This window comes from Methanomassiliicoccaceae archaeon (assembly GCA_034928305.1).
Lineage (GTDB): Archaea > Thermoplasmatota > Thermoplasmata > Methanomassiliicoccales > Methanomethylophilaceae > VadinCA11.
The window spans coordinates 45414-68390 of the sequence record JAYFOZ010000002.1; the positions used below are offsets into that span (position 1 = coordinate 45414).

Annotated in this window: 27 protein-coding genes and 1 tRNA gene; 17 read left to right on the plus strand and 11 right to left on the minus strand. The window is 54.6% G+C overall.

What is annotated here, in order from left to right:
- The first annotated feature begins 1 nt into the window (after position 1).
- Positions 2 to 361 carry a twitching motility protein PilT gene (locus VB016_01910; protein MEA4977295.1) on the plus strand — a complete coding sequence of 120 codons (360 nt, stop codon included), beginning with the start codon at positions 2 to 4 and terminating at the stop codon, positions 359 to 361.
- Here the strand turns inward: VB016_01910 and VB016_01915 are convergent.
- A complete protein-coding gene (locus tag VB016_01915) occupies positions 354 to 1184 on the minus strand; it encodes a methanogenesis marker 8 protein (protein ID MEA4977296.1) in 831 nt (276 codons plus the stop codon). The two genes, VB016_01910 and VB016_01915, sit on opposite strands and share 8 nt — an antisense overlap.
- On the minus strand, positions 1181 to 1660 hold the full coding sequence (locus tag VB016_01920; GenBank protein ID MEA4977297.1) for a peptidylprolyl isomerase: 480 nt from the start codon (positions 1658 to 1660) through the stop codon (positions 1181 to 1183). The genes VB016_01915 and VB016_01920 overlap by 4 nt, the downstream gene beginning before the upstream one ends.
- A gap of 98 nt (positions 1661 to 1758) precedes the next feature.
- Between VB016_01920 and VB016_01925 the strand changes: the two genes are divergently transcribed.
- Positions 1759 to 2565, plus strand: coding sequence for a DUF1638 domain-containing protein (locus tag VB016_01925; GenBank protein ID MEA4977298.1), 807 nt, complete (start codon positions 1759 to 1761; stop codon positions 2563 to 2565).
- Positions 2566 to 2603: 38 nt separating this feature from the next.
- Here VB016_01925 and VB016_01930 read toward each other — a convergent pair whose 3' ends face one another.
- Positions 2604 to 3725: an acyltransferase gene (locus VB016_01930; GenBank protein MEA4977299.1), complete on the minus strand. Its 1122-nt coding sequence runs from the start codon at positions 3723 to 3725 to the stop codon at positions 2604 to 2606.
- 240 nt (positions 3726 to 3965) lie between these two features.
- Positions 3966 to 4562, minus strand: coding sequence for a DUF5714 domain-containing protein (locus tag VB016_01935; protein MEA4977300.1), 597 nt, complete (start codon positions 4560 to 4562; stop codon positions 3966 to 3968).
- Positions 4563 to 4688: 126 nt separating this feature from the next.
- Here VB016_01935 and VB016_01940 point away from each other — a divergent pair, with 126 nt between their 5' ends.
- Positions 4689 to 6350 (plus strand): MFS transporter, encoded by a 1662-nt coding sequence (locus tag VB016_01940; protein MEA4977301.1) that lies wholly within the window; start codon positions 4689 to 4691, stop codon positions 6348 to 6350.
- A gap of 211 nt (positions 6351 to 6561) precedes the next feature.
- Here the strand turns inward: VB016_01940 and VB016_01945 are convergent.
- A tRNA-Lys gene (locus VB016_01945) sits at positions 6562 to 6638 on the minus strand.
- A gap of 121 nt (positions 6639 to 6759) precedes the next feature.
- Here VB016_01945 and VB016_01950 point away from each other — a divergent pair.
- Positions 6760 to 7236, plus strand: coding sequence for a CBS domain-containing protein (locus VB016_01950; GenBank protein ID MEA4977302.1), 477 nt, complete (start codon positions 6760 to 6762; stop codon positions 7234 to 7236).
- Positions 7237 to 7247: 11 nt separating this feature from the next.
- Entirely contained in the window at positions 7248 to 8015 is a 768-nt protein-coding gene (locus VB016_01955; protein MEA4977303.1) for an MBL fold metallo-hydrolase, read from the plus strand.
- On the opposite strand, the gene VB016_01960 is transcribed toward VB016_01955, so the two are convergent.
- A complete protein-coding gene (locus VB016_01960; GenBank protein ID MEA4977304.1) occupies positions 7999 to 8745 on the minus strand; it encodes a hypothetical protein in 747 nt (248 codons plus the stop codon). The genes VB016_01955 and VB016_01960 overlap by 17 nt on opposite strands.
- Positions 8746 to 8832: 87 nt before the next feature.
- Here VB016_01960 and VB016_01965 point away from each other — a divergent pair, with 87 nt between their 5' ends.
- From VB016_01965 to VB016_01985, 5 genes are read left to right on the plus strand one after another with little or no spacing between them, the layout of a single operon-like run.
- Positions 8833 to 9129, plus strand: a complete 297-nt coding sequence (locus tag VB016_01965; protein ID MEA4977305.1) for a DUF167 domain-containing protein — start codon at positions 8833 to 8835, stop codon at positions 9127 to 9129.
- Positions 9126 to 9512, plus strand: coding sequence for a Toprim subdomain protein (locus VB016_01970; GenBank protein MEA4977306.1), 387 nt, complete (start codon positions 9126 to 9128; stop codon positions 9510 to 9512). The genes VB016_01965 and VB016_01970 overlap by 4 nt, the downstream gene beginning before the upstream one ends.
- A gap of 36 nt (positions 9513 to 9548) precedes the next feature.
- Positions 9549 to 10136, plus strand: a complete 588-nt coding sequence (gene tmk, locus VB016_01975) for a dTMP kinase (protein ID MEA4977307.1) — start codon at positions 9549 to 9551, stop codon at positions 10134 to 10136.
- A gap of 1 nt (position 10137) precedes the next feature.
- Positions 10138 to 11328, plus strand: a complete 1191-nt coding sequence (gene coaBC / locus VB016_01980) for a bifunctional phosphopantothenoylcysteine decarboxylase/phosphopantothenate--cysteine ligase CoaBC (GenBank protein ID MEA4977308.1) — start codon at positions 10138 to 10140, stop codon at positions 11326 to 11328.
- Positions 11329 to 11381: 53 nt separating this feature from the next.
- Entirely contained in the window at positions 11382 to 12185 is an 804-nt protein-coding gene (locus VB016_01985) for a pantothenate kinase (GenBank protein ID MEA4977309.1), read from the plus strand.
- On the opposite strand, the gene VB016_01990 is transcribed toward VB016_01985, so the two are convergent.
- Complete coding sequence (locus VB016_01990; GenBank protein ID MEA4977310.1) at positions 12169 to 12468, minus strand: DUF357 domain-containing protein; 300 nt, start codon at positions 12466 to 12468, stop codon at positions 12169 to 12171. The genes VB016_01985 and VB016_01990 overlap by 17 nt on opposite strands.
- A 92-nt stretch (positions 12469 to 12560) precedes the next feature.
- Between VB016_01990 and VB016_01995 the strand changes: the two genes are divergently transcribed.
- From VB016_01995 to purQ, 6 genes are read left to right on the plus strand one after another with little or no spacing between them, the layout of a single operon-like run.
- Positions 12561 to 13415, plus strand: a complete 855-nt coding sequence (locus VB016_01995) for a ribose-phosphate diphosphokinase (protein MEA4977311.1) — start codon at positions 12561 to 12563, stop codon at positions 13413 to 13415.
- 4 nt (positions 13416 to 13419) lie between these two features.
- Positions 13420 to 14844, plus strand: coding sequence for a proline--tRNA ligase (proS, locus tag VB016_02000; GenBank protein ID MEA4977312.1), 1425 nt, complete (start codon positions 13420 to 13422; stop codon positions 14842 to 14844).
- Between the two features lie 38 nt (positions 14845 to 14882).
- The gene (locus tag VB016_02005; protein ID MEA4977313.1) at positions 14883 to 15644 is read left to right on the plus strand and encodes a tRNA (adenine-N1)-methyltransferase; all 762 of its coding nucleotides are present in this window, start codon (positions 14883 to 14885) and stop codon (positions 15642 to 15644) included.
- A 47-nt stretch (positions 15645 to 15691) separates the two neighbouring features.
- Complete coding sequence (gene purS / locus VB016_02010; protein MEA4977314.1) at positions 15692 to 15931, plus strand: phosphoribosylformylglycinamidine synthase subunit PurS; 240 nt, start codon at positions 15692 to 15694, stop codon at positions 15929 to 15931.
- A gap of 4 nt (positions 15932 to 15935) precedes the next feature.
- Positions 15936 to 18266 (plus strand): phosphoribosylformylglycinamidine synthase subunit PurL, encoded by a 2331-nt coding sequence (gene purL / locus VB016_02015; GenBank protein MEA4977315.1) that lies wholly within the window; start codon positions 15936 to 15938, stop codon positions 18264 to 18266.
- Positions 18263 to 19069 carry a phosphoribosylformylglycinamidine synthase subunit PurQ gene (gene purQ / locus VB016_02020; GenBank protein MEA4977316.1) on the plus strand — a complete coding sequence of 269 codons (807 nt, stop codon included), beginning with the start codon at positions 18263 to 18265 and terminating at the stop codon, positions 19067 to 19069. Before purL ends, purQ begins: the two co-directional genes overlap by 4 nt.
- A 3-nt stretch (positions 19070 to 19072) precedes the next feature.
- Here the strand turns inward: purQ and VB016_02025 are convergent, their stop codons facing one another.
- From VB016_02025 to VB016_02035, 3 genes are all read right to left on the minus strand, one after another.
- Complete coding sequence (locus VB016_02025; GenBank protein MEA4977317.1) at positions 19073 to 19729, minus strand: DUF120 domain-containing protein; 657 nt, start codon at positions 19727 to 19729, stop codon at positions 19073 to 19075.
- Between the two features lie 108 nt (positions 19730 to 19837).
- Entirely contained in the window at positions 19838 to 20209 is a 372-nt protein-coding gene (locus tag VB016_02030) for a hypothetical protein (protein ID MEA4977318.1), read from the minus strand.
- Between the two features lie 22 nt (positions 20210 to 20231).
- Positions 20232 to 20813: a DUF998 domain-containing protein gene (locus VB016_02035; GenBank protein ID MEA4977319.1), complete on the minus strand. Its 582-nt coding sequence runs from the start codon at positions 20811 to 20813 to the stop codon at positions 20232 to 20234.
- 97 nt (positions 20814 to 20910) lie between these two features.
- Here VB016_02035 and VB016_02040 point away from each other — a divergent pair, with 97 nt between their 5' ends.
- Entirely contained in the window at positions 20911 to 21687 is a 777-nt protein-coding gene (locus tag VB016_02040) for an ATP/GTP-binding protein (GenBank protein ID MEA4977320.1), read from the plus strand.
- Positions 21688 to 21689: 2 nt separating this feature from the next.
- Here the strand turns inward: VB016_02040 and VB016_02045 are convergent, their stop codons facing one another.
- Entirely contained in the window at positions 21690 to 22898 is a 1209-nt protein-coding gene (locus VB016_02045) for a proteasome-activating nucleotidase (GenBank protein ID MEA4977321.1), read from the minus strand.
- Positions 22899 to 22977 lie beyond the last annotated feature (79 nt).

Consider the following 22977-nt stretch of genomic DNA (forward strand, 5'->3'; position numbering starts at 1 on the left):
CATGGTCACAAACGTTATTCTTGATACGAATGCGCTCCTTATGCCGTTCGAGGTCAGGCTTAACCTCGACCTCGCCGTCCGCGAGGTCCTCGGAGACGTTCATTTCATCGTCCCGGGGCCGATCATCGGCGAGCTTAAGCGCCTCGAGCACAAGTTCGCTCCCGTGGCGCTAGAGCTCGCAAGGCGTTATGAAATAATTCAGACAAGCTCCTCGGGGGACGCTTCGGTCCTGGAACTGGCAAAGAGCACCGGAGCGCATGTACTGACGAACGATAAGGACCTCAGGAGTAAGCTTAGGAAGGAAGGCATCCCGGTCATGTACCTTCGTTCCGGAACACATCTGGTAGTAGATGTCAGATAAGCGGCGAAGGAGGGTCTTCGGGCGGATTTCCGGTCCAAGGCTCTTTTCCGATCTCCTTCAGCCTCAAGTTGACAAGTTCTTTCCCTTTATCGCTCACTCCGTAGATCGGGACCTTGTTTCCGGCAGTTACGACGTTGCGGTTCTTTGCTTCCTGACGTATGGTTGCGGAAGCGCATGCGGTTATGACATCGCAGTTGTCGAAAAGCACTACGGCGTCCCTGTAGGAAGTTCCCGACGTATGGACTGCCATGATAACGGCGCTGTATCCATAGGAGTCCCTGGCCTTCACGGCGTCATCGGCTCCGCATACCGTTACGGCGACCGAACGGAAACCCATCGAATATGCCTTTTCGAGTCCCGCGAGCATATCGATCTCCGCAGTATCGGGATCGAGGACCCTGTGCCTTCCGACCGCGGCGATCACGGTTTCGATAGGTGATGTTTCGATTATGGCAGAGATGCGCCCGCACATTCCCTGGACGATCTCCGGGTCGGTGACCACGGCGGTACCGCATCCGTCGGCCGCTATGACCGCAGCGTCGATCGCACCGTGCTTCAGCGCCGTGCCGAGTATCTCCGATATTCCGAAAGATAGGAAGTCGGGCATCCTGACCTTGCGGTCCTCGGTGAAGAGGCCGAAGTCATTCATGCGGAACTGTATGTTGTTGCGTACGGATTCGGTGTCGAACTCTTCGATCCCGCGGTGCTTCCCGAAAAGCGGGCACCTCTTCAGCTGAGGCTCTCCCACTTCGACGATCTTGCCATCCTCCACAACGACCTTGGTCTTTCCGAGGCACTCGGTGACGTGTCTAGACATGATCATTCCGTTACTTCGGCGCTCTCGATGACGACATTCTTCACCGGGCGGTCGTTCCTTCCCGTCTTTACCTTGCCTATCGCGTCGACGACGTCCATGCCTTTTACGACCTCGCCGAACACGGGGTGCGCGTACGGGGTGGACTTGTTCTCCTTGTCAAGGTATGTGTTGTCGGTCATGTTGATGAAGAACTGGCTACCGCCGGTGTGGGGGCGCCCGGTGTTGGCCATTGCGATCGTCCCGCGGACGTTGGAGTGACCTTTGCCGAACTCGTCCTCTATGGTATATCCCGGACCTCCGGTCCCGGTCCCCTGGGGGCAGCCGGCCTGGATCATGAAGCCGTCGATAACTCTGTGGAACATTATCCCGTTGTAGAAGCCTTTATCAACCAGTTTGATGAAATTTCCGGTGGTTATCGGCATGTCGGTGTACAGTTTCAGTGTTATGTCGCCCATGTTCGTGTGCAGTATAACGTCGGTCATGATTGCTGATATATGCCGTGTAATAAAAACTGTTGCTGTTCCATCGTCCGATGGAAAAGACATCAAACATTTATATGGACTGAAATGTACCGTAATTTATGACCAGAGGGGTGCTTACGGTTATAGGATGCCCGATACTCGAGGACGAGCTGATATACTGCCTTCGAAGGGATACCGAGGACAAGGACATCTACCTGGTAGAGGCCGAACCTTCAAAGAGCCTGAGGGCAAAGCTCGATCGCTACGGCATTCCGTATACCGAGATAGACGGACGGGCGTTCAACAACGGTTTAGAGACTTTCGAACCTTCCCGTTTCTCCATAGTCATCAAAATGCTGGATCTGGGACTTCACGCCGAGCCGAAAGATCTCCGGGCCAAGATCGAGGAAGAGATCACAGACGCGTCGGCATCCAGCGGAGTAATCGCAATCTATTACGGAATGTGCGGGAACTACGGATGGGACATCTCCAAGTGGGCCGAGGAGAAAGGGTTGTGCCCGGCGGTCGTCTTCAGGGATGAATCGGGCAGAGTATGCGACGACTGCGTCGGCGTTGCGGTCGGGGGCCTCGACAAGTACCGCGAACTTCTGAAAGCTCACACCGGCCAGATGCTTTTCACGCCCGCGGTGGCAACGAACTGGGAGGACTTCATGGCGGCCAACGAGATGTTCAAAGGCATGCCGGAGAGGGACGTCGGAATGATGAAGTGGATATTCGATCTGTGCGGATACGACACCGTGGTGAAGATAGATACGGGGCTGGGCGACAGGGCGGACATGGACCGCGCAACCGAAGACTTCGCCAAAAAATATGATTTCAAGATCATCGAAGGCGAAGAGAAATGGCCCTGCACCTATCCGGCGGAGAAGATATACAGCGACGCGAAGGAGATCCTCGGATCCTGAATCATAGAAGCAGATCTATCGGTACGTCATTCCAATAATCAACTGGATTTCAGAGAAGCATCTTTTTTCTTATCATCGATGAAAACCTTGGTGACTTTATTGATAATAATTGCCACTATCAAAGCCAGAATTAAGCTGGACATGAAGCACGACAGCATCTCAGTGAACCAGATTCTGGAAACATATAACATTGTTACATGAATTATATAAAACTCATATGATATATTTCCAAAGAAGTTCGTCAAAGGAGATATGATATCTGTGCCTGCTGGAATCAGGAGTGCAGTGATCACAGGCATGGCTGTGATAAGATTCGGTCCAAGTTGTAACATTGTTCCAAGAAGGAAATAAGCTACATTACAAAGCAACAAGGTCAAGATCCAGATTTTGAATCCAGTTTTTCTGGTAAGTAAGGACGCTATTATAAAAAGCGAAACAAATAAGCACTGTAGATTTCCAAATAATAGATTTGAAAACGAAGTCATTCTGAGATTTTCCATCGATAATGCAAGGATAATTGAAACGATTATCGATATAGCCAGTATTAGGTGCGGTACAAACGACTCTATTTTATCTTTCCAATATGAGATTATAAGCCCGACCGGGAACATCATCCCAGATGCGTACCACATGCCGTATTTTTGCGGAGACAATATAACCATCAATAAAAACGTCGCCAAAGAAACTGCGACAATTGCCCATTTCATTTTTAAATACTTGAAAGCGAGGTAAAAAAACATGTAGAGTATTATCAGCTCGACGACAAACCAGGTGCCAGTAGTTGTTACTCCGCCGGAGATGACATCGTATAAATATGCATTTTCAGTCAGAACTAAATGATTATTATACACAGTCCAATTAACTATCAATACAATTATTCCGGCGATCCAGACAGGGACCAATAGTCTGGCCGTCTTTTTGCCAACAAATCCATCGAGGTAGTTCTTTTTTCTCTTGAAGCTTTCTAAAAGTCCAAAGCCTGAAAGCATGAAAAACGCACCAACCATCGTGTGCCCAATATCCGGCCTCACCTCAGTGGGAAAAAAGTTGCAAAAGTGAAAAAGAAAAACGCCCAGGATCAGCATGCCTTTAAGTCGTTTTGTTCTTTCGAAGGAGAAAGCGCTGTCCGATTCGGGTACAGATGGCATGTTGTTCTTCATACGACAAAGTGTCAATTATAATTCAATTATGAAAAGGCATCGAATAATATGGGGCAAGGCAAAACAGAATAAAGAAATATCTCTGGCTTTTAGCTTCTGCACTCTATGCAGTTCTCGATCGAGAGGATTGCCCTGTTCACATAATATGAAAGAACGGCTCAGGTACCGTTCTCGGAGCAAAATACCGCTCCAAGGTGCGATAGCAATCATTCCGAACACCGGGTCCGCCCGGTAACAGATTCATCCCTTGTGCCCGGGATTGAAAGGACACTCTTCCTTCAGGCAGGTGCTGTTCTTTTCCGACACATAGCAGGTGATCTTCCCGGGGATCTCCATCTCGATTCCCAGGTGCTCTTTGAAGAACTCTGCGGCTACGGGTATCGCAAGGTACGCATCTCTCTTGCAGCACCTCGGGCCTCCGAACCTCGCTATGTTCGCAAGGCAGCGCGAGACCATGATCTGGTCCTTCCTCCAGATGTCCTTGGCCAACGGGCCGTCCCCGGTGATGATGCTGAACGATATGCCGCATCCCAGCGCTGCGCCGCATGCGCCCCAGTGTCCGCAGACCGCTCCCGGTATGATGGAGCCGCGCTCGTGGGCCTTCTTCATGGCGAGGGGGAGGTCGATATCTCCTCCGCTGTTCTTGTACGCCGTGAGAACTGCGAATGGTACCAGCGAATGGTGGACCGGGCCATGGAAAGGTATCGCAGGGTCTTTCATGAGCGCTCTCAGGATCTTGATCGGGTCCTTGGAATCGGTGGAAAGGCAGTAATCCATCGCCCTCTCAATGGGGTCGGCGATCTTGGTATCGGGACACACTTCATCTATTTTGATCATGGACGGTAGACATATTGCCGGCTTAAATAACAGGCTTTAAACATGGGTTATGTAAAGCCCGCCCATCGGCTTGGATTCGATCTTTGTTTTGGAAAACGATAAATAAAAGTTCACATTGAGCGAGTTGTGAGTGAACGTAAAAAGGGCTTCAAACCCAACAAGCTGACGCTGATCACGCTGCTCTGTTCTTCAATGATCATCCTCATGGGGGCCGCCGCCGTCGCACCCGCGCTCAAGCCGATGAGCGAGGCCTTTCCGGAGACTTCCACAGTCGTCATCTCGCTGTTGGTCACCCTGCCGGCCCTGGCCGTCGCAATAACCGGCATGGGGGTCGGATATCTCGCCGACAGGTTCGGCAAGGTGAAAGTATTCATCGTTTCCCTTGTGATATTCACCGTCGCGGGGCTTTCGGGATTTTTCCTGAACACCCTTGAGACCATTCTGATCGGACGTTTCATTCTAGGTATCGGTATCGCGGGCATATCTACCGCTACCACCGCTCTTACGGCCGAGTATTACTCGGGCGCGGAGAGGGCCAAGGTAATAAGCTATCAGTCTGCGGCGATGGGTGTAGGCGTACTTTTCCTGGAGACCATGGGCGGCTCCCTTGCCGACATGGGATGGCAGGAGCCCTTCCTGATCTATCTCATAGGTCTGCCCATACTCCTGTTCGCGCTGTTCTCGATACGTGAGCCGGCCAAGGTCGAACAGATGGACAGCATGATGCCTGCCATGGTGATCCCCAACAAGCGTTCCAAGGTGGCGCTCTGCTATGCGATGATATTCATGGCAATGTTCCTGATGTTCATCCTTCCCACGAACCTGCCATATCACATGACGGACCTGGGATACAACTTGACCGTCTGTGGATTGATGCTCGGGGCCCTCGGAGTGACACAGGCGGCGTTCAGCCTCCTATATGCACGCTCTTCCAACAAATTCAAGGATAAGAACGCATACGTCGTCGCTTTGTTCCTCATAGGTCTGGCATATTGCGGACTCAACCTTTCGAGCATCCTGGCGATAATATCGGCGATGGTCCTCGTGGGAATAGGAATGGGCCTGATCACGATGACCGTCATAGGAAGCCTTTCTTACTATTCCCAGGCAGGAGGGTCCGGCAAGATAATGGGCGGCTACTCGGTGGCGATGAACATCGGTACGTTCTCGTCGTCGATCATAATTGCGCCGGTCATAGTGGCCGCCGGAACATATTTCCGCACGTTCATCTACATCGGAATATTCGTACTGGGTATATGCGCCGTGTTCGCCGCCGTTACCATGATTTCGAGGCAGAAGTCAAAGGAAGAGAAGAAAAGGACAGTCGAGCAGAGGGAGCCCTCCCGGTTCGCTTCGCTTTACGACAGCATACTGATCGCGACCGACGGGAGCGAGACCAGCAATCTGGCCGTACGCAAGGGATTGGACATAGCCAGGATCAATGTTTCTAAGGTGACGGCGCTTTTTGTCTTCGATACGGAATACTATGCCTCGGCGACGGGAAACGTCCCATCGGCGGAGGACATCAAAAGTCTCAGCAACAAGGTGTCGAAGGACGCCATCGATTATGTGCTCAGAGAGGCGGCCGAAAGAGACATCGAGGTCGTGCCGAAGATAGTGGTGGGACACCCGGCGGAAGCCATAGTGGACGAATCGGTCAATCATAGCCTGGTAGTATGCGGCTCGGTGGGACGTACCAGCGTTTCGAGGGTCCTTTTGGGAAGCGTGGCTGAGAGAGTCGCAAGGATGGCCGCATGCCCAGTCCTAATATGCCGTAAGACCCAGTAAATACAAAACATCCTGGAAGGCCCACGGGCCTCGGGATTTTTCAAACCACTTCCCGTTTTATTATATTGATATATTTATAAAAATAATTGAACGATAATGTTTAGGTTGCCGGCTCCGTTTTCACAGAACAATAAACGAATGCCATTCAGTCATTAAAAATTCAAGCGTATTTGCAAGTTCGACCGCCTTTTAGGCGAGATAAGTTATGAGATGGCGGGCCTGAAGGGATTCGAACCCTTGGCCGTTCGATTAAGAGTCGAACGCTCTACCTAGCTGAGCTACAGGCCCCTGCGAAACCTCTACAACCTGTTTTCATTAATAAACCTGTCTGTTTTTATCCTCCAGATAATAGAAGAAACCAGGTGATTGTACAAATGAATATAACCGAATTCACCTATAACGTGCCAAGATGACGCAGCTCAAAGTGAGGGATCTCATGACGACGCAGGTCGTCACGCTCAAACCGGGAGACACCGTCAAGCGCGCGACCATCAAATTCGCCGTCGACAATATCTCAGGCGCTCCTGTGGTCGACAACAGGAACCACCTTGTGGGTATAATCAGTGAGGACGATATCCTCAACCTCATTGTCAGACGCCAGGAGAAGATGGGGACAGGGGGCGGGAAAATGCTTTCCTATCCCATGGACTCCGAGATCGAGAACGTAGCTCTCCAGGACGCGGCCGACGAGGTCTCCAACACAAAGGTGGAGGACATAATGACCCGCAGCGTTCTGACCACGACCCCCGACGCGGTCATCGTGGACGTGCTCAAGGCGATGCTCGAGAGGAAGATCAACCGTGTCCCGGTACTGGAGAAAGGCGTCCTCGTAGGGATAATTTCCAGAGGGGACATAGTGTTCCACATTTACAAAAAAAAGGTCTGAGGGCATAAAGGATGGGATTATTCGAAGCGCATGTTCTGGCCAGTGGCAGCGACGGAAACTGTACTATCATAGAGTCGGACGGCGAGGCGATCATGATAGATGCGGGCATCAGTTGCCGCAGGATAATGGCGCTGATGGACCAGGAGGGCGTAGACCCGACGTCCATCAAGGCGATGCTGCTTACCCACGAGCACAGCGACCACGTCTCCGGCGCGGGGGCGACCGCCAGGAAGCTCGACATCCCGGTATACTGCAACAGGCCGACCTTCGAATCCTGTACTTTAGGCCAGATAGACTTCCGTCAGATATCGACCGGAACGCCGTTCGATCTGTGCGGCATGAGGATAACTCCGCTTCCGACATCTCACAACGCGGCAGAACCCAACGCATTCATGACCGAGATCGATGGCACAAGGATCCTTGTGGCGACCGACACGGGCAAGCTGACCTATCAGGTGGAGCACGCGCTGTCGATGTCGGACCTGGCAATAATCGAGTCGAACTATGACAGCCGCATGCTGACCGACGGGCCGTATCCGCCGAGCCTCAAAAGGCTTATCGGCAGCGATATCGGGCATCTTTCGAACGTAGCCTGCGCCAACGCGATAATGCGTACGAAACGGGAGGGGCGCAAAGTATTCCTGGCTCATCTGAGCAAAACCAACAACACGCCCGACACGGCCCGCGACACGGTGTCCCGGATCATCGGCGAGAAACGTCTCAACATAGACTGCCTGGAGTTCCCCGGCGATACAAGGACCATCAGGGCGAAGGCCTGACAAGTACGGCCCTGCTCCTCGATATCAGTGCATCGGCCATGCTTTTGGGCATGGTCACAAGGTCTTCCTTCTTCAGATCATAGTCGCGGTCGGGACCCGCGAACACGGGCAGGTCTTCCAAGACCCTTATGAGAACATAATCCGGCTCTTCGTGCTCCTCGTCTGCGAACACGGCCGGCTCGGGCGACGATATTATCTCCTCGGTTTCGGAGAAGTCCTCGGGCCCGTCGTCGAAGACCGGTATGTCTTTGAGGGTCTGCGGTTCAGGGGCCCTCGGGACAGGCGGTCTGACCTCCTTGGCCACATCTATGGGGCGTATCTCGTACTTCACGTGCCCCGTCATCCTGTCTATGGACGACATATGGATGTTCGAGGCCTCGAGCACCGAGGCATAATACGTCTTTTCTTCGGGAGTAAGTATGTCGGTCACTCCCTGCGCCCCCCCGGCCGCCCGGAGGGCCATCGAGCTTATCTTCTGCATCCTCAGGGCAACGATCTCCCTAGCCAGACGGTTCGCCTTCTTGCGGCGCTGGTTGGCGCCCTCGCACATGATGGAATCAGGGTCATTGGATAGGAAACGGTCGTAATCTGCCTTAAGGGACGCAAGAAGCGAGGTCATCGCAGGATATAGGTCGCTCCTGACGTCTGAAAGGAGGTTTTTCGACCTTTCCTCCCTGTAGACCTCTGAAAGGTCCTCGAACTTCATCGGCTTGTATGCTCCCGTCTGCATCGGATGCACTATGGTCTGTCGATATTTTATCTAATCGTTCCAGGACCGATGGGAAAAAGGGATAACGTTCCTGGGCCATCATGTCCCATGCAGCTTTCGGATGTTTCACGGAAAACGAAGGGCGGACTGGAGGTCAGCCTCTATGTTTCGCCGCGTTCTTCGGTCTCCGGCCCCGACGGTTTCGACGAGTGGAGGAAGCGGCTGATAGTCAGGGTTAAGTCGCCCCCCCTGGACGGCAAGGCGAACCGCGAGGTCGAGGATGTGATAAGCGGTATAACCGGGATGAGGGCCGTAGTGATAGGCGGCGCGACCGATAGACGGAAGACAGTGCTCATAGAAGGGGACGCCGATGTTGCGATGGCGAAGCTCGGCGGTGCCATATGAGCGATGCCGAGAGATACGAGAGGATAGTCGAGGCGCTCCGGGCGCTGGAAGAGATGTCATGGGACAGGGTGATACTCGTAGAGGGCCGCAGGGACGTCACGGCGTTGGAGCATCTGGGCATATTCGGCGACGTTTACACCGTACAGGCATCGGGAGGACCGATCAGGGCCGCCGAGTACGCGGCAAATAAAAAGAAAAAAGCAGTCATTCTCACGGATTGGGACAGGAAGGGCGACATAATCGCCTCGGACCTCGAGGTCCACCTTAACGCTCTCGACGTCCAGTACGACACATCGGTCAGAAGCAGATTGGCGGAACTTTGCAGGATCGACATCAAGGATGTGCAATCCCTCGACGAACTGGTACATCGCCTGGCAGTATAAGCATAATATATTCCGAGGCCATTAGAATAAATTAGGATGGCAGGCCGTTTCATCGTTTTCGAAGGTATCGATGGTGCAGGGAAAAGCACATTGATAAACAAAGTTTCAGAGATATTGGAGTCCGAAGGCGTCAGTACGGTTGTAACCGCGGAGCCCACGGACGGGCCCGTCGGAAAGCTGATACGGAGCGGCGCCGTGAAATGCATATCTCAGGACGCCGAGGCGTTACTGTTCACTGCCGACCGTGCCTGCCACACCGCCGAGATAGCCAAATGGAAGGAAGAGGGAAAGACCGTTCTCTGCGATCGATATTACGCCTCAACGATAGCATATCAATCGGCTAAATTCAACGGAACGGAGTCCAAGACGGAATGGCTGAAGGAATTGAACCGCCCGGTGGTCATCGAGCCGGACATAACGATACTTTTGGACATAGGTCCCGAGGAGGGGATGCGCCGCGTGGGGGCCCGCGGTGCCAGAAGCAAGTACGAAGTCGCCGACTATCTGGAAAGGGTACGTAAAAATTATCTTCGAATAGCGGGGGAGAACGGTTTCCAGATCATCGACGCCTCATGTTCCAGGGACGAAGTTTTGAGAGAAACGATGAAGATCATAGGTGAGTAAAATGCATCCATCAGAAGAGATTTATTGCGAAAAAAGCAGCAGGCTGAAAGGTAAGACCGTAGTATTCGGGATAACGGGAAGCATCGCCGCCACGGACTGCTTCTCGACGATAAGGGAGCTGATACGTCACGGCGCAACGGTGATACCGGTCATGACAAAGGCGGCATGCGACATGGTCACCACGCAGAGCATAGAGTTCGCATCCGGGAAAAAGCCCATAACCGAACTCACCGGGCAGGCCGAGCACGTAAAACTGATGGGAGACGCCCGCACCGCGGACCTTCTGATAATTTATCCTGCGACGGCCAACACGATATCCAAGATCGCCAACGGCATAGACGATACGGCCGTGACATCTATGGCAACCGTTGCTCTGGGCAACAATCTGCCTGTCGCGGTGGCACCCGCCATGCACGATGCGATGCTGAAGAACCCCGCCGTGGCGGAGAACATCGAGAAAATGAAGAAGATGGGCGCAAAGTTCATAGGCCCCCACTCGGACGGCGTCAGAGCCAAGGTCGCCTCCAGGGACGAGGTTGTCGCATGGGCGTTCAAACTGCTTTGCGGCAACGACCTCGACGGCCGCCGCATACTCATCGTCGGAGGGCGCAGCGAGGAGCCGATAGACAATATGAGGATCATCACCAACCGTTCCACGGGGGCGATGTCCATATCGCTCGCCAAACGCGCTTTCGAACGCGGGGCGGAGGTCGAGCTCTGGATGGGCGGATGCAACGTGGAGATCCCAAGCTATGTGGAGTCCAAGCGTTTCCAGACGGTCGCCGAACTGGTCGGCATGGTCGACGGGCTGGACCACGACATAGTGATAGTCCCGGCCGCACTTTCCGATTTCGCCCCTACAAAAGTATTCAACGGCAAGATACCCAGCGATGAAAAGTTCGAGGCGGATTTCGCCCCCGTTCCCAAGGTATTGCCCCTGATACGCAAGAAGTGCGAAAAGGTGATAGGGTTCAAGGCGGAGTCGGGCCTTACCGACGAACAGCTGATCAAGCGCGCCAGGGCGCGTCTCGAGGAGTACGACCTCAGCGCGGTGGTGGCCAACGACATAGACGCGGCCGGAAAATCCTCCTCCTCGGCGATCCTGGTCACCAAACAGAAGGCCATAGACATATCCGGGACCAAGATTGGGATATCCGACTACATTTTGGATTTCTGTTCGGAGAGATTATGATATCGGCTTTCTGTCCCGGACATATTACCTGTTTCTTCCAACCGATAACCTCCTTGGACCCGCTCAGCGCGGGGTCGAGGGGTGCCGGGATAAGGCTGAGCCTGGGAACCACCGTTAAGGTCGCTCCCTGCCCAGGAAACGATATAGTGACCAAGGTGAACGACGGGACGGCAAGCGATTCGATTATCAGGGGGGCCGTAAGGGCCATCGACCCGACAGGAGGATACGAGATCAATGTCAGGCATGACCTTCCCGTCGGGCAGGGCTTCGGAATGTCGGCAGCAGATGCCGTGGCAGTATCTCTGTGCATATGCCGTATAACAGGTAAGAACAAGTCGGAAGGATACCGCGCCGCACATGTTGCAGACCTTTTAGGCGGCGGCGGCCGAGGCGATGTCGCGGGGATAATGGGCAAATGCCAGCAACCGGTCCGCACCGTCGCGGGAATACCGCCGTTCGGCAGAGTGGAGGACTTCCACGTGAACGTTGGAAAACTCACTCTGGCGGTATTGGGCCCATCGCTGAACACAAGAGACGTCCTCTCCGACAGGGAAAAGTACATAGGGATCAGGGATGCCGGCTCAGAAGCGATGGACAGTTTCCTCAGGGAGCCCTCTCTCGAACGTCTGTTCGAAATATCCAATAAATTCTCCGAAAAAGCCCGCATAAGGAGCCCGGAGATCGATCTGGCGATCAGAGAATTGGAGGACAGGGGATTCATGGCCTCCATGTGCATGCTGGGCAACAGCATATTCACCAATGCCCCCATGACCGAGGCGAGATCGGCCCTCGGCGAAATACGGATGTTCTATTGCTCGGCAAGTCCCGACGAGGCATCCGTCACTCGAACAAAGTGAAAAGTTTATCGTCCCCGCCGACATCGAAAAGACCGATGCGCGCTCCGCAGTCCAGCCATCCGTGGGCATAGTTGACGGCCGCGAAGGCGGTCACGAAATCCCCCTCGTCGCGGAAATGTTTGGCATCCTCGTAATAGGACCTCGCCATATTCAGAAAATCGTCCGCCATCCTTCTGCCGAACGACCTCTCGGGAGCGGCGACCTTCAGTTTTGCCATCGCTCTGGCGGTGATGTCGAGATATCTTTCTATCTTCTCTTCGGTCACGACGTCCTGCGCAGGCATACCCAGATGATGCAATTCGTCCGATATAATATTAATGAGCGGACGTGCGCAAATCAGATAAGATAATATCATTCGAGCGATATCGCCGAATTATGATAATCGTAGGCGGATCGTCATCCAGAGACCTCGCCAAAGAACTGGCCGCCATTCTCGGATATACTTATGTGCAGGCTGCTACCACCCGCTTCCCGGATGGAGAATGCTACACCAGGATCGACCACAAAGAACTGAACGACGACGTCGTGATAGTTCAGAACACATACCCGGACGGAAACATGATCGAGATGTTTCTTCTCCAGGATGCCGTGAGGCGCCTCGGTGCGAAGACGATAACCCTCGTCATACCGTACTTCGGATATGCCAGGCAGGACAGGGTCTTCAAGCTCGGAGAGCCGGAGAGCGCAAGGGTTATGACAAGGCACCTCGGCTTGGACTGTGACGACATAATCACGGTGGACATCCATAAGGAGTCCGTTCTTGACTACTTCAAGTGTCCCCACCAGGACCTCAAGGCGACGGGGCCCATTGCCGAATATTTCAAAGACAAGGGCATAGACCTCGTGCTTTCGCCGGACCTCGGCGCAATAGGGCGCGCCAAGGACGTGGCGAACAGGATGGGCCTGTTGTACGACCACTTGGAGAAGACCCGTCTCTCGGGCTCGGACGTCAAGATAGCGCCGGCCCAGGTGGACTGCAAGGGCAAGAACGTCCTGATAGTGGACGATATGATCTCCACGGGAGGCACGATCATCGCCGCCGCACATGCACTCAGGGAGGCCGGAGCAGAGTCGATCTCCGTCGCATGCACCCACGGCGTGTTCGTCAACAACGCTATAGAGAGGCTCACCGGAAGCTCTCTGGACTCGATCCTGTGCTGCAACACGTTGGAGAACGAGCTCTCGCACATCTCGGTCGCACCTATAATCGCCGAAGCGCTGAAGCGGTGAGCAAATGAAGAAAGAAGAGAATTTCAGTGAATGGTACAACGAGATAGTGGAGTCCGCCGGACTCTGCGACAAAAGGTACCCGATAAAGGGAATGAACGTATGGACCCCCTACGGATGGAAAATCATGACCATGATCGATTCTTACACCCGCAGGGAGCTGGACGCAACGGGGCACGGCGAGGTGAACTTCCCGCTCCTGATCCCGGAGACCGAATTCAGAAAGGAGAAGGAGCACATCAAGGGATTCGACGCCGAGGTCTACTGGGTCACACGCGCCGGAGAAAACGAGCTGGACGTACCCCTGGTCCTCAGACCCACCTCTGAGACGGCGATGTACCCTATATTCTCGTTATGGATCAGGTCCCATCAGGACCTCCCGCTGAAAATATACCAGATCGTCAACACCTTCCGTTACGAAACGAAACAGACGCGTGCGTTCATAAGGGTCCGCGAGATCCATTTCTTCGAGTCGCACACCTGTCACACAACGGAAGAAGATGCACAGTTGCAGATAGAGGAAGATATAGAGATGCTCGAGAAGATCTCCCATGAGCTGTGCCTCCCCCACTTCCTTCTGGTGCGCACGGACTGGGACAAGTTCCCCGGAGCCCATTATACAGTGGGAATAGACACCGTCATGCCCAACGGCAGGACTCTGCAGATAGGGTCTATACACCATTACCGCACCAACTTCTCGATCCCTTATGACATAACCTATGAGGACCTGAACGGAGAGCACAAGCACGCCCATCAGACAACTTTCGGAATGAGCGAGCGCCTGCTCGGAGCGGTCGTAGGGGTGCACGGCGACGACAAAGGACTGGTCCTTCCGCCGCCCATCGCACCCTTCCAGGTAGTGGTCATACCGATAATATCGAAAAAGTCTCCGGAACAGGTGATCGATGCCTGCAAGCTGGTGACAGACATACTGAACAGGTCGGGCGTCAGAACGAAGCTGGACGACAGGAACGAAAGGCCCGGCGCCAAGTACTACGAATGGGAGATGCGCGGGGCCCCGCTCCGCATAGAGATAGGTGCCAGGGACCTGGAGAACGGAGTTGTATCGTTCGCCAGGAGAGACAACGGGGAAAAGGGCGCGATAGCAATGGACTCCGTATCCGCAGGCACCAGGCTCCTGCTCGACGATATTTCGGCCACGCTGTACGCAAGGGCAAAGGCCGTCCAGGAATCCAGGGTGTCCGACATATTATCGATGGAGGATGCGCCCAAGGCCGACCTGGACGACACCAAGGAAGACAGGATACTGAGGATGTGCTGGTGCGGGAGCCCGGAGTGCGGACATAAGTTCGAAGATACGACGGGCTTCAAGATACTGGGCACCCCGTACAAAGCGCCGAAGTTCGAGGGCAAATGTGCGGTTTGCGGCAAGGATTCCGAGAATCAGGCATACGCCGCCCATCCGATGTGAACGCAACAGGTTATTACTCCGGAGAGTATTGAACTTCCATGACGTTCCAAGAGGGAGAGCCGGTCTATCTGGAGGACAGCTCCGGCAAGAGATACTGGTTCAGGATGGCGTTCGAAATGATCAGGGTGCAGTCGCTCGGAACGGTCGACGGCTCCAAGTTCGCGGACGCGGACGACGGTTCCGTGGTCAAAATCGCCGGAAACGATTTCACCGTTTTCAGGCCGGGCGTTATCGAGCTCATAGAGTCACTGGACCGCGGCGCCCAGATAATAACTCCGAAAGATGCTGCGACCATACTTTTGAACTGCAACATCAGGAGCGGGACCACGGTCATCGAGGTAGGTGCAGGGTCGGGAGGTCTGACCACGGCCCTGTTGAATTCGGTCGCACCCTCCGGAAAGGTGGTGACCGTCGAGCTGAAGGAAGAGAACTCGAAAAGAACCAGGCGCAACATTTCCCGCACAGGTGCAGAGGGATGCTGGGAATGCGTGATGGGCAACGCCAAGGATGTGGAATTCGAATGCATCGCCGATGCACTGACCATGGACATGCCCGACCCATGGCTCGCGCTTGACAACATGTTGCCCCATCTGAGGCTGGGCGGAAGGATATGCATTTACGTACCCAATGCGAACCAGCTCGAATCATCGGTGCTGGCACTCCGGGAGCGCGGATTCGCCGGAGTAAAGGCGATGGAGAACATACAGAGGGGGATGGAGGTCCATCCCGGCGGAGTTCGCCCATCCTTCGAGATGCTGGGCCATACGGGATACCTCATTTTCGGAAGGAAACGTTCCTGAGTTCCTTTTCATAACATATTAATCGGTGCGCGCGTTTACTCGTAGCAATGGCAGTAATAGAGATCCGCATTGAGCTCAAGAAAGGGGTGGCAGACCCGGAGGGCAGGAACACCAAGAAAGCCTTGGAGGCCCTGGGATTCGAAGGGGTCGGCGAGGTCAAGACCGTCAAGGTCTACGACATAGAAGTCGAAGGTACCCATAAAGAAGCGGTATCCGAGGGAGAGGAGATGTGCAAGAAGCTCCTCGCCAACCCCGTGATCCAGAATTTCAAAGTGACCGTGAGATGATCACATGGTCAAGGACCTGATGATCAAAATCGACAAGCCCTTCGAGCTTTTCGAAGTATCGATAAGATCGGCGTCGGACGAAGAACTGATGAAGATATCGCGAGACATGGCTCTGAGCCTGTCCCTCGACGAGATGAAGACGATAAAGGAATATTTCCAAAAGGAAGGAAGAGATCCCACGGACATCGAGCTTCAGTCGCTCGGGCAGGCATGGAGCGAACATTGCTGCTACAAGAGCTCCAAGGCGATATTGAAAGAGTTCGTATTCGGAATAGGGCGCGACGACGTACTTTCCAGGGGCGACGCCGGAGTGATGGTCTTCGATGACGATTACGGCTACGCTCTAAGGATCGAGAGTCATAACCACCCGTCTGCCGTCGAACCGTACGGAGGTGCGGCGACAGGGATAGGCGGGATCCTAAGGGATGTGGTGTGCATGGGCGCGCAGCCTATAGCTCTGGCGGACCCGTTGTGCTTCGGATATCCGGACAGGAAGGGCGACCTTCCCCCCGGGACCAAACACCCCCGCTACCTGATGAGCGGCGTCGTATCAGGAATAAGGGATTATGGAAACAGGGTAGGGATACCGACCATAACCGGAGGAATGTTCTTCGACGAAAGATACACGGGCAACTGCCTTGTGAACGTCGCATGCCTGGGACTTGTAAAACGCGCCGACCTCGCCAAGAACTACGCCGGCGGGCCGGGAGAAGTAATGGTCCTCATAGGCGGCCGCACCGGCCGCGACGGCATACACGGCGTCAACTTCGCATCGCGCGAACTGACCGAAACCTCGGACGAGGATTCAAGGGGCTCCGTGCAGCTCGGCGACCCGATAACCAAGGAGCCGGTGATGCACGCATGCTTCGAGGTCAACGCGAAACATCTGATAACCGGGATGAAGGACCTGGGAGGAGGAGGGCTCAGCTGCGTCGTCGGCGAGATGGCGCTGGACGCGGGATGCGGCGCGGACGTGAACCTCGAAAAGGTCCCCCTCAAGGAATCCGGGCTTGCGCCCTGGGAGATATGGGTATCAGAGTCCCAGGAGCGCATGATGTGCACGTGCAAGCCCGAGGACCTCGAAAACGTATTGGCGGTTTTCGATGCATGGGACGTTCTCGCAACGCCGGTGGCAATGACGACGGACACCAAGCGCACGTGCATATTCTGGCACGGAGAGAAGATATTCGAAATGGATCAGAATTTCCTGACGGCCGGTCCGCTCTACCACAGGCCTTACGCCGCCCCCCCTGTTTCGTCGATCGAGAACGAGCGCGTTCCGCGTCTTCCGGACGACCGCGCGATAATATTGAGGCTCCTCTCGGACCCGAACGTGGCATCCAAGGAGTGGGCGATAAGGCAGTACGACCACGATGTCAGAGCCGCTACGGTGGTCCACCCGATGGTAGGCGAGATGAACAAGACCGGGCCCGGGGACGCATCGGTCCTCCGTCCCGTTCCGTCAAGCATGAAAGGGCTGGCCGCCGCCATAGGATGCAATCCCTGGTTCACCGCGCTGGACCCATACAACGGAGGAATGTCCTCCGTGGACGAGGCATGGCGCAACGTCGTGGCCGTAGGTGCGATGCCTAACGCGCTGACCGACTGCCTCAACTTCGGGAATCCCGAAAAGCCGGAAAGGCTCGGGGAATTCAGAGAGGCCGTACGCGGCATAGGCGATTTCGCAAAGGCGCTCAACATTCCGATCCCCTCGGGAAATGTAAGCCTATACAACGAGGCGCCGGGAGGTGCGTCAGTGCTCCCGACACCTATGATGCTGTGCTGCGGCATCATCGACGATATATCGAAAGCGGTCACCGCTGACTTCAAGAAGCCCGGCAGCCGGATCTATGTTATCGGCAAAACCAAGGAAGAGTTGGGCGGGTCGCTGCTATACCGTGTTTTCGGAGGAAAACAGGGAGCCGTGCCGACAGTCGATGTCAACGATGTCCGCGAATTGACCGAGAAGATTCTGAAGGCGATGGACAGACGCCTCATATCCGGTTGCCACGACTGTTCCGACGGCGGCATAGCCGTCGCGGTCGCAGAGATGTGCATCTCGGGACAGATGGGCGCGGCCCTCGATATGAGGAAGGCGGCCGACATGTCGCCCCGCAAAGTACTCTATTCCGAGAGCAACACTCGCTGGATAGCCGAAGTTTCTGAAGAAAACGCGGAGGAGTTCGAGAAGATAATGGGAGGTTCCGCACACAACATAGGCAAGACCGGCGGAAACTCTTTGAAGTTAAGGGACTCAGGCGTGATCATAGAGGTCGAGGAGATGCGCAAGGCATGGAACGACCCTATATGGAAGATCATGGGGGGACAATCATGAAAGAAGTCAGAGTATGCGTGCTGAGGATAGAGGGCACGAACTGCGAGGACGAGATGGCCGATGCATTCAGCATGGTCGGCGCGGTTCCGGAGAAGGTACACCTCAAACAGATGGAGAAGAACGCCCCCGCAGGGCTCGCCCGCAACCTCGAGGACTACGACATACTTGCGTTCCCGGGAGGGTTCTCTGCAGGCGACTATGTAAGGGCCGGAGCGATATTCGCGGCAAGGATCAGAAGCCTGATGGGGCCGCAGCTGAAGAGGTTCGTGGAATCCGGAAAACCCGTATTGGGCGTATGCAACGGGTTCCAGATATTGGTGGAGCTGGGTCTTTTGCCTGCCATGGAAGGGGCGATGTCAGAGGTACCTACCGCCGCGCTGTATACCAATGATTCGGGGAGGTTCGAATGCCGCCCCACCGTTCTTAGGAACGATGACCGCGGAAAATGCATATTCGCATCCGAGATCCCGAAGAAAGGTCTTGTTATGTTCCCGTCCGCACATGCGGAAGGAAAGCTCATGAGCAACGATCCGGACTTCGTAAGCAAGCTCGAGGACAACGGTCAGATAGTGTTCCGTTACGTTAATCCGGATGGAAGCAACGCCGTATATCCGTGGAACCCCAACGGCTCGCCGTCGGACATAGCAGGCATATGCAATCCGGCAGGCAACGTCATGGGCATGATGCCCCACCCCGAGCGTGTAATGACCCGTTTCACCCGTCCCGACTGGACGCGGAACATCGGTCCCGAGGAAGGGGACGGCATGATGGTCTTCAGGTCGGTTATGAAGAGCCTAAGGTGAACTTCAGATGTTGACCCTGACCTCTACGGGGTCCCGGTCGTTCAGGCTTAGAGTACGCCTCAGGTGGTACTGGCACACAACCTCTATCACGTCGGCGTAATGTGACCTCTCCGGCACCACGATGGCACAGTCGATGTTCTTGATCTTGGCCTTATAAGCGACAACGTTCCCGAAGGTCCGCCCCTCGCTTTCGAAGCCGCTGATAAGCTGCCCTGCGGTACCTCTGAGGACCTCCAGCTTCCCTGTGTCCTCTTTGTCGACGGCGATGTTGAGAGTACCCTCGAACGGTCTGAACCCAAGCTTGTTCTGAAACTGCTCGATGTACCCGGGCTGGGATATGTAGTATCCTCCTTCCCCCATTCCCGAGGCCACATGTCCCCTGAGGGTCACGTGGTCGGTGAGCTCGAATATCCTGCGGTATTCGTTGTACTCCCTCTTTAGTTCGTCGACTCCTTTCTGGGTCAGCTTTATGCGTTGTCTTCTGGCCCCGAGGTCGCGCACTATCAGTTTCTCGTCCAGGAGCTCCAATATCCGTTTCGAGGCGGACTGTTGGCTCATTTCAAGCGTATCCCCAAGTTCTCTGGAGGATACAGCGATATAATCATCCATTCCGCCCAGCAAAGCGATTCTCTTCAGTGCGGATGTGTATTTATCGTCCACATATGTCGATGGAAAAAACCAGTTATAATACTACCGTTTTATTTGTAGATAGGTTATATTTGATATATATAAAACGGACCGCCCGGGACTACCGGACGGCCCGATCGTTTAGTTTGTAAGTCTGTCTGCCTTGATCCAGCGGCCCGTCTTGGAGTTGGCCGCAATCACAATCTCGATTACGCCGATGACCGCGAGAATGATTCCGAACCAGATGTCGATGGACTCGTACATCGTGACCGCGACCGCGGCACCGGTCGCGAGAGCCGCCATGAACACGACTATGCCCCAGCTTCCTGGACCGTTGGTCATGAACATTCCTCCGAGAGCGAAGAAAATCACTGCGACCAGGAAGCCCAGCCCCATGTTGGCCGCTGTCACCGATTCGGGGGCGAAGGCCATTATCGCTGCGACAATCGCAATCAAACCGCCTATTATGCCGAACCCGAAGCCGGCCTTTACGATTTTAGGTCTTACTGTCATTTCATTTACCTTCCTTTGTGATTTACTTTCTCTTATTTATCGTTGGTTCATGCATCAGGCCCTTTGCGCTCCTGGCGATAATCCAGACCGCCGCCGCGACTATCCAGACCATCTGGTACATTGCGACGTCGTATGCGAAGTACGCTCCGATCGAGATGATGGTCAGGAACACGGTCAAAGCACCGAACATCATGCTGCGGTTATCCATGAAGTCGTCGTACATGGAAGCGATCATCGCAAATACGAAGGTTACGAAGACCAGTATGACCGCGGCATCGTGTACCAGGTTTTCAGGTTCGAAGAATGCGACCCAGACAAGGAGTATTCCGGAGATCATAAGTAGCACGCCCTCCGCGGTCTTTGCGCGGCGGCCCCCATCGAAAACCATTCCGATGGATGCGAAGGCAAGCAGTATTCCTCCCAGAGCAATGCCCGAATTGAGATACACGCCCGCATCGGATCCAGCGAGCACCTCTATGAGGTCCTCGCCCAATACCCAGTCGGAGCCGTCGGCGATTGCCAGTACCATCAATACGAAGAACAGAGAGGCGGCAATCAGGCCAAGCATGGCGAAGGTTGCGCCACTCTTTTTTTCCGATATCATGCGACGGAATTAGTCCAGGGGTTAATAACGGTAATGCTTGTTACGACTCTCTCCGGGTTTAATCAACCTTAAATCGATATACGGACTGTCCGTGGACATGAAGAATATCTTTTTCGTCGGCACCGCAGGTTGCGGTAAAAGCACACTTGTTGCGGCTTACAAGAACTGGCTGGACGAGCAGGGGTTCGATGCTTTGATCTTGAACCTGGACCCGGGAACCGACACCTTGCCATACGAACCTGATGTGGACATCCGCGAATGGGTCAACACGGCCGAGGTCATGGAGGAGTACGGACTGGGGCCCAACGGTGCACAGATCGTCGCCGCCGACCTCATGGCCATGAACATATCCAAAATGACAGACATAATCAACACGATGAGGTCCGATTATCTGCTCATCGACACTCCGGGACAGCTTGAACTGTTCGCATTCAGGGAGTCCTCGAAGATGACCGTGGAAGCGTTCGGGAAGGAGAATTCCATGCTGATCTATCTTTCGGACCCCGCTCTGTGCAAGAATCCCAACGGGTTCGTGACCTCAATGACACTGTCGGCACTGGTACAGTTCAGGCTCCAGCTGCCTACATTCGGCCTGCTGTCAAAGTCCGATATTCTCGGTGAAGAAGAAAGGGACAGGATGCTGGGATGGTTCTCGGACCCGGACTCGCTCTATTATGATCTGATGGAGCACGACTCCGAGCCGCAGACCGTTGTCGGCGTCGAGCTTTTCAAGGCAATGGACTCTATGGGCGTGTTCGGCGAAGTAAGGGGAGTTTCCGCGAAGGAGTCCATAGGCATGGCCGAGATATATGCGGCATCGCAGCTATCCTTCTACGGTGGTGCGGACGCAGAGCCCGGCGAGATAGACGATTGATCTCAGCCGAACATATAGGCCGGCGCAGCCTTTATCTTGTTGCGTCCGGCCTCCATTACCTTTTCCTTACCCCTCATGAAGTCGCTCATTGTGACCATGTCGCGGCCGTCCCTGATGGCCAGCATTCCCGCCTCTGTACACATGCTCTTGATCTCCGCCCCCGAGGCGGTTTCCGTGAGCTCTGCGAGCGTCTTGAGGTTGACGTCCTTGTCGATATTCATGTGGGATGTGTGTATCTTGAAGATCTGGTGCCTTCCGTCTGCATCGGGCATTCCGACGTCTATGATACGGTCGAATCTTCCGGGTCTGAGCAGAGCATCGTCCAGGATGTCGGGCCTGTTAGTGGCCCCTATGATCTTGACGTCGCCCGTGGGCTTGAATCCGTCGAGTTCGGCCAGAAGCTGCATGAGTGTCCTTTGGACCTCGCGGTCGCCGGACGTAGCGGCGTCCAGCCTCTTAGCTCCGACGGAGTCTAGCTCGTCGATGAATATTATGCTCGGAGCCTTATCCCTTGCAAGCTCGAACAGCTCGCGGACCAATCTGGCTCCCTCGCCTATGTACTTCTGGACCAGTTCGGACCCTACAAGCCTGACGAACGTCGCGTTGGTGGCGTTGGCGACGGCTTTGGCCATGAGCGTCTTTCCGGTCCCCGGGGGACCAACGAGCAGAACTCCCTTCGGAGGCTCTATTCCCACCTTCGTGTAAAGCTCGGGCCTGAGGAGGGGGTCCTCGACGGCCTCGCGGAGCTCCAGCATCTGTTGCTTGAGCCCGCCTATGTCGTCGTAAGTGGTATCGGGCTTCTCTATGATCTCCGCCCCGGTGACTATGGGGTCGAGCGAGGACGGCAGTATGTTCATGAGCGCCAGCGTTTGCTTGTTCAGTGAAACACGGGCTCCGGGGACCAGGTCCTCCTTCGGAACGTATTCCGAAACGGAAACAATGAAATCAGGTCCCGTAGAGCTCTTGACCACGACGCGGTTGTCGGGTAGGACGTCTCTAAGGGAGCCTATGATAAGCGGGGGGCTCCTGAGCCTCTCCAATTCGGTCCTGACGCGGGTAAGATCCTTCTGCAATCTGAATAGTTCGCTCTCCGAGAAGCGCTTTTCGTTCTCAGCGTTTTGAAGATCCTCCATCAGACGTACGTTCCTTTCTTCCAGCGATACAATCTTCGCTTTAAGTTCCGCAGTCACTCCTTCGGCCTGATCCACCATGTTATCTCGAGGGCTATACGCTCTCGTCTTTATTACTTTTCGTCATTAACGCGCGTTGCGCCAGTTTTTAGACCGTAGT

Bases quoted from the DNA above. Each gene is read 5' to 3' on its own strand.
- VB016_02045 (MEA4977321.1), bottom strand. From the start codon at position 22,898: ATGGTGGATCAGGCCGAAGGAGTGACTGCGGAACTTAAAGCGAAGATT.
- coaBC (MEA4977308.1), top strand. From the start codon at position 10,138: ATGCATCCATCAGAAGAGATTTATTGCGAAAAAAGCAGCAGGCTGAAA.
- VB016_01920 (MEA4977297.1), bottom strand. From the start codon at position 1,660: ATGACCGACGTTATACTGCACACGAACATGGGCGACATAACACTGAAA.
- VB016_02040 (MEA4977320.1), top strand. From the start codon at position 20,911: ATGAAGAATATCTTTTTCGTCGGCACCGCAGGTTGCGGTAAAAGCACA.
- VB016_01935 (MEA4977300.1), bottom strand. From the start codon at position 4,562: ATGATCAAAATAGATGAAGTGTGTCCCGATACCAAGATCGCCGACCCC.
- VB016_01925 (MEA4977298.1), top strand. From the start codon at position 1,759: ATGACCAGAGGGGTGCTTACGGTTATAGGATGCCCGATACTCGAGGAC.
- VB016_01970 (MEA4977306.1), top strand. From the start codon at position 9,126: ATGAGCGATGCCGAGAGATACGAGAGGATAGTCGAGGCGCTCCGGGCG.
- purQ (MEA4977316.1), top strand. From the start codon at position 18,263: ATGAAAGAAGTCAGAGTATGCGTGCTGAGGATAGAGGGCACGAACTGC.
- purS (MEA4977314.1), top strand. From the start codon at position 15,692: ATGGCAGTAATAGAGATCCGCATTGAGCTCAAGAAAGGGGTGGCAGAC.
- tmk (MEA4977307.1), top strand. From the start codon at position 9,549: ATGGCAGGCCGTTTCATCGTTTTCGAAGGTATCGATGGTGCAGGGAAA.
- purL (MEA4977315.1), top strand. From the start codon at position 15,936: ATGGTCAAGGACCTGATGATCAAAATCGACAAGCCCTTCGAGCTTTTC.
- VB016_01995 (MEA4977311.1), top strand. From the start codon at position 12,561: ATGATAATCGTAGGCGGATCGTCATCCAGAGACCTCGCCAAAGAACTG.
- VB016_02035 (MEA4977319.1), bottom strand. From the start codon at position 20,813: ATGATATCGGAAAAAAAGAGTGGCGCAACCTTCGCCATGCTTGGCCTG.
- VB016_02005 (MEA4977313.1), top strand. From the start codon at position 14,883: ATGACGTTCCAAGAGGGAGAGCCGGTCTATCTGGAGGACAGCTCCGGC.
- VB016_01915 (MEA4977296.1), bottom strand. From the start codon at position 1,184: ATGATCATGTCTAGACACGTCACCGAGTGCCTCGGAAAGACCAAGGTC.
- VB016_01965 (MEA4977305.1), top strand. From the start codon at position 8,833: ATGCAGCTTTCGGATGTTTCACGGAAAACGAAGGGCGGACTGGAGGTC.
- VB016_01950 (MEA4977302.1), top strand. From the start codon at position 6,760: ATGACGCAGCTCAAAGTGAGGGATCTCATGACGACGCAGGTCGTCACG.
- VB016_01955 (MEA4977303.1), top strand. From the start codon at position 7,248: ATGGGATTATTCGAAGCGCATGTTCTGGCCAGTGGCAGCGACGGAAAC.
- VB016_01930 (MEA4977299.1), bottom strand. From the start codon at position 3,725: ATGAAGAACAACATGCCATCTGTACCCGAATCGGACAGCGCTTTCTCC.
- VB016_01910 (MEA4977295.1), top strand. From the start codon at position 2: ATGGTCACAAACGTTATTCTTGATACGAATGCGCTCCTTATGCCGTTC.
- VB016_02030 (MEA4977318.1), bottom strand. From the start codon at position 20,209: ATGACAGTAAGACCTAAAATCGTAAAGGCCGGCTTCGGGTTCGGCATA.
- proS (MEA4977312.1), top strand. From the start codon at position 13,420: ATGAAGAAAGAAGAGAATTTCAGTGAATGGTACAACGAGATAGTGGAG.
- VB016_01960 (MEA4977304.1), bottom strand. From the start codon at position 8,745: ATGCAGACGGGAGCATACAAGCCGATGAAGTTCGAGGACCTTTCAGAG.
- VB016_01990 (MEA4977310.1), bottom strand. From the start codon at position 12,468: ATGCCTGCGCAGGACGTCGTGACCGAAGAGAAGATAGAAAGATATCTC.